The 1,162-nt window shown below is 40.5% G+C and carries 1 protein-coding gene; it reads left to right on the forward strand.

Annotated features, from left to right (window positions below; translation table 11 throughout):
* Position 1: 1 nt before the first annotated feature.
* A partial coding sequence (gene tuf, locus HET73_RS07485) for an elongation factor Tu (RefSeq protein WP_174133579.1) occupies positions 2 to 1,162 on the forward strand: 1,161 nt, incomplete at its 3' end.

Below are 1,162 nucleotides of genomic sequence, written 5' to 3' on the forward strand. Positions count from 1 at the left end.
TATGACACAAATAGTAGAAGCATTTGGCAAGCCGCATGTGAATGTGGGAACAATAGGGCATGTGGATCATGGAAAAACGACATTAACGGCGGCGATAACGAAGTATTATGGGAATTTTGTAGCGTATGATCAAATAGATAAAGCACCGGAAGAGAGGAAAAGAGGAATAACGATAGCAACAGCACATGTTGAATATCAGACAGAAAAGAGACATTATGCACATGTTGATTGTCCTGGGCACGCTGACTATGTGAAAAACATGATAGTGGGTGCAGCACAGATGGATGCAGCAATATTGGTAGTGTCTGGGGTTGATGGACCGATGCCGCAAACAAGAGAGCATATATTGCTCGCAAAGCAAGTAGGTGTTAAGTATATTGTTGTATATATAAATAAAGCTGATGTTGCTGATCACGATATGATAGGTTTGGTAGAGATGGAAGTTAGAGAATTGTTAACTAAGTATGGCTTTCCTGGAGATGAAGTACCATTTATTGTGGGCTCAGCATTGAAAGCATTGGAAGGAGATGAAGATGGTGAATATGGAAAAAAGTCAATAGATAAATTGATGAAAGCATTAGATGAATATGTACCAGATCCGAAAAGGCCTGTGGATTTATCATGTTTAATGCCGATTGAGGATGTATTTTCGATATCGGGGCGTGGTACAGTGGTAACGGGAAGAATAGAGAGGGGGGAAGTAAAGACAGGTGATGAGATAGAGATAGTAGGTCTGAGAGCGACACAAAAGACGATATGCACTGGTGTAGAAATGTTTAAGAAATTACTAGAGAAGGGGAGTGCTGGGTTAAATGTGGGAGTATTGTTAAGAGGAACAAAGAGAGAAGAGGTAGAAAGAGGTCAGGTATTAGCAAAGCCAGGAACAATAACACCGCACAAAAAATTCAAGGCTGAAGTCTACATATTAAAGAAAGAAGAGGGGGGAAGGCATACGCCATTTTTTGCGAATTACCAGCCACAGTTTTATATAAGAACTACAGATGTAACAGGAAGTATAAAATTGCTGGAGGGAAAGGAGATGGTAATGCCAGGAGATAATGTAAGTATAGAAGTGGAATTGCAGGCATCGATAGCGATAGATAGGGGATTGCGTTTTGCAATAAGAGAAGGTGGTAGAACTGTTGGTTCTGGTGTTGTTTCC

Source organism: Wolbachia endosymbiont of Atemnus politus, assembly GCF_013309895.1.